At 52.0% G+C, this 3,099-nt stretch carries 8 protein-coding genes; 1 reads left to right on the top strand and 7 read right to left on the bottom strand.

Annotation, left to right across the window (positions count from 1 at the left end; translation table 11 throughout):
• A partial coding sequence (locus VSS37_RS06630; RefSeq protein WP_324694009.1) for a hypothetical protein occupies positions 1-307 on the bottom strand: 307 nt, incomplete at its 3' end.
• Between VSS37_RS06630 and VSS37_RS06625 the strand changes: the two genes are divergently transcribed.
• Positions 306-458, top strand: coding sequence for a hypothetical protein (locus VSS37_RS06625; RefSeq protein ID WP_324694008.1), 153 nt, complete (start codon positions 306-308; stop codon positions 456-458). The genes VSS37_RS06630 and VSS37_RS06625 overlap by 2 nt on opposite strands.
• Before the next feature lie 179 nt (positions 459-637).
• Here VSS37_RS06625 and VSS37_RS06620 read toward each other — a convergent pair whose 3' ends face one another.
• The 6 genes from VSS37_RS06620 to VSS37_RS06595 all read right to left on the bottom strand — a co-directional run bounded on the left by VSS37_RS06620 (position 638) and on the right by VSS37_RS06595 (position 3,059).
• The gene (locus VSS37_RS06620) at positions 638-1,027 is read right to left on the bottom strand and encodes a DUF6948 domain-containing protein (RefSeq protein ID WP_324694007.1); all 390 of its coding nucleotides are present in this window, start codon (positions 1,025-1,027) and stop codon (positions 638-640) included.
• 78 nt (positions 1,028-1,105) lie between these two features.
• Positions 1,106-1,291 carry a hypothetical protein gene (locus VSS37_RS06615; protein WP_324694006.1) on the bottom strand — a complete coding sequence of 62 codons (186 nt, stop codon included), beginning with the start codon at positions 1,289-1,291 and terminating at the stop codon, positions 1,106-1,108.
• 38 nt (positions 1,292-1,329) lie between these two features.
• Entirely contained in the window at positions 1,330-2,145 is an 816-nt protein-coding gene (locus VSS37_RS06610; protein ID WP_324694005.1) for a 3'-5' exonuclease family protein, read from the bottom strand.
• Entirely contained in the window at positions 2,142-2,444 is a 303-nt protein-coding gene (locus VSS37_RS06605; protein WP_324694004.1) for a hypothetical protein, read from the bottom strand. Before VSS37_RS06605 ends, VSS37_RS06610 begins: the two co-directional genes overlap by 4 nt.
• A gap of 232 nt (positions 2,445-2,676) precedes the next feature.
• Positions 2,677-2,805 carry a hypothetical protein gene (locus tag VSS37_RS06600; protein ID WP_324694003.1) on the bottom strand — a complete coding sequence of 43 codons (129 nt, stop codon included), beginning with the start codon at positions 2,803-2,805 and terminating at the stop codon, positions 2,677-2,679.
• Complete coding sequence (locus tag VSS37_RS06595) at positions 2,802-3,059, bottom strand: hypothetical protein (RefSeq protein WP_324694002.1); 258 nt, start codon at positions 3,057-3,059, stop codon at positions 2,802-2,804. The genes VSS37_RS06600 and VSS37_RS06595 overlap by 4 nt, the downstream gene beginning before the upstream one ends.
• Between the last annotated feature and the right edge of the window lie 40 nt (positions 3,060-3,099).

Raw genomic sequence — 3,099 nt, 5'->3', positions numbered from 1 at the left:
CGACCGATCGCATTGCAGGCCAATTGTTTACAGTGGCCACTAGCGACAGTGCGCCGTGTCCGGCCTGGATGTGTTCATCCTTTGTCATGGTCTTTTCTGCGCTTCCGCGCTGGTAGGGTTTGATCGGGCAGATGCGGCTTTTGTCCTGCCGGATCGTGACGGGTTTGCCGACGCCGCAGCCCCAGTCAACATTGGGTGGCGGGGTGTAAGTCCCTGCGATTACGGGCGGCCTTGGACTTTCTTTGGCAGCCAGTTGGCTGGCTGCGTTTGCGGCAGGCCATGTGAGGATAAGAAGGCAGCATGACATGCTGATGGCCGCTGTTGCGATGGCGTTTGCCCAAGAGATTGTTGGTTCGCTTTTCATTTTTAAGTTTGCCTTTACTGTTGATTTTGTTGGCTTCCTGCCCGTTTGTCCCTTTAGAAACCGCCCTGCCGCTGTTGGAGGAGAGGAGCGCTAGGAGGAGCGCGGCAAGGCGGTTGTTAAAAGGGGCTGGCATTGCCGCCAGCCAAGTAGGGGTTAATTAACCGGAGCCGTAGCCGTCGCCGTAGCCGTCGCCGGAGCCGTAGCCGTAGCCGTAGCCGTCGCCGTCGCCGTCGCCGGAGCCGGAGCCGTCGAGCTCATAATCCTCAAACGTGATCATGGTTTGTATACCTCGGTATTGACGATGCTGGTTTTTGCATCATCTGACAGGGGCAGTATTTCTATGGCGTCAAGGATGGTCATTTGGGGGACGATGGCGCATATTTTTGATTCCCGGCCAACGCCATGTATTGCGATGTCTGACAGGCTGATGCCTGCGTTGTCCTTCACTTGCCATTTCCACAGGCGGCGGGCGTCTTTTAGTTCAACCTGTCGGCCTTGCTGGTCAATCAGTATCCCGCAATGCACGCCGCTGGCGTATGTCCTGATCAGGCATACCTTTCCAAGGTGCGGGTTTGGTTTCGCTTCTTCCCGGGCTGCGCCGCCAAACAGTGCAGCCAGTTCTTTTGCCTGACCGATTGTCAGGCTATTGATGTCGATATTCATATCGTTCCTCAGTGTTGTTGGTTCTTCGCCAGTGATCTTGCCGGTTTTATTTATTTGCGAACTTATGGATGAATTCATTCATGTGAGTACACCCACCCATGGGGTCACACCTTCAATCTCACGCATCCGCGCCTTTAAAAGCTGATCTTCAAGATCGGAAATTTCATTTGCTATTTCCAATCGTGTTTCCATGTCATCAGCCGCGAAGAACTCTTCGCGCATCAGTTCAATTTCTTCCATCAGCATTTCAATTTCTTGGTACATACATATACTCCTTATGATTTGAATGATTGGGATGGTCATCACAATTGATCGGCAGCCATGAAAACAGCTAAATCAAGCTCTCCTTCCACATCTTCTGTGTTGTAAAGAAGGATTGTTTCTGTTAGCTCCTTGGCCTCTTGGCTTTCTGGGTCTTGTGCCAAAAGCTCATAAATACGGGAAACATCCTTTGGCACTTGAGCGCCCGAGTAACTGCGCTTGTGGGTATCGAACCCACAGTAAAGAGCCGCCATTTCAAAGCTTACGAACTTTGTTTTGTCTTTTGCCAAATCGACTGAGTAATGCTTCGCGTTTTCCATCGTGTCGAAAACAGGCACTGCGTATGGCCTTAATGCTGGCGGCAGCTTTACGCCATTGCGCCCGCATCGATTACGGATTTTTACGAGGTCGAACGCTTTCAGGTTATGCCCGACAAACTTCCTTGCCTCTTCCATGTATGCCAGTTCGTTCAGGCGGAAAACCAACAGGTCTAGCATATCTGCCTCTGTGTCTGTCTCGATCAGCTCATAGTCATGGATTGAAAGAGCATTCAGCTTAGGCAGGCAGGAGAATACTTCTCGGTGCCCTCGATTTGTTCGTATGGCACAGCACACAATTGGCGCTGCATCTGTTTTCGCTGACTCCAGCGTGATTTCATCCATAAACTTTTGGCGGTGTTGTTCAATCGTTTCAGGATTTTTCAGGTTTCCGCCCGGCTTCCATCCGTCAACCAGCTTTTGCAAATCCTCTGGTGCCGCCGCGCCAGTTTCGATGTCAGCAACGATCAGCATGGAGGTGCTTTCTGCCTGCTGACGTGACAGCAGGCTTGATACTGTTGATACTGTCGATATTTTCATGTTCTAGGCGCCCATGGCTTTTTTTGGTTTCCGCCATCGCTGGTGTTGTATTTTTCGTATACATCCAGCTTCATGCCGGTTGTTTTTTCAGCTTCATCGATGGCCACATCCAGAAGGTCATTAGTCACTGCGACTGGATTCATTAGGATGTACACCCTGACTGGCTTGTTGTTTCGCCAGTGTTTGAATGGGACAAGGACGCCTTGTATCAGTGCGTCGTTGTTTCCCGCCTCCTGTGCTGACGCTTTCTCTTCTTCACGCGCCTGCTTGCGGGCTTTGAGTTCTTCAAGTGCGCTCATTTTTGAGGTATCCTTTTCTGTAAATCGGTGTGTGTCGGCGGCGGGTTGCTTGCCCGGTCAAGGTTTCCGTGTAACCCGCCTGCCGTCTTGCCGGGTCGCGTTCCCCGGCTCGCTTGGTGATTCCGTCCACCCCTTCCTAGATGCCCATCATTTCCCCGAATCGGTCTAGGCCGGTTGGCTCACTGGTGCGCACTCCTCAAATGCGCACCGATCAGCCTTAAAACTCCCTCACTTAAACAGGATTCCCCCATTCGTCGTGATGCTCCCAGTAGACCAGCAAGAAATACTGGTCTAGGCAGAATTCGCGCTCCTGCTCGTCTTCAATGTCGTACAACTCATAGAGTGGCAAGCTGATGTTCATGCTGCTTTCTCCAGTTCGTTTTGAAGCCTGATGCAGATCGACATCACGTCGCCCGCGTCCAGCCCATTCAAGCTCCCTGCGTAAAAGAGGGCGTCGATTTCGTCATAGACTGATTCGTCGTACCCGGTTGGTAGCCACTCGCTTGGAGCTGGCTCTACTTCTGGCTGGTCAAAGCCGCGCCAGTTGCGGCCTGTATAGATCGTGTTCATTTCCCCAATTCCTTCCGGCTTGAGCCGGTTGTCTTGTTGTCTCATGCCAGCCTCCTGCGTTTAAAAGAGGCTGGACTGAAACCTG

The sequence above is a fragment of the Candidatus Thiothrix phosphatis genome (assembly GCF_035668035.1).
Lineage (GTDB): Bacteria > Pseudomonadota > Gammaproteobacteria > Thiotrichales > Thiotrichaceae > Thiothrix > Thiothrix phosphatis.
The sequence above is the reverse complement of the archived record's forward strand: the minus strand, read 5'-3'. Positions and strand labels throughout refer to the sequence as shown.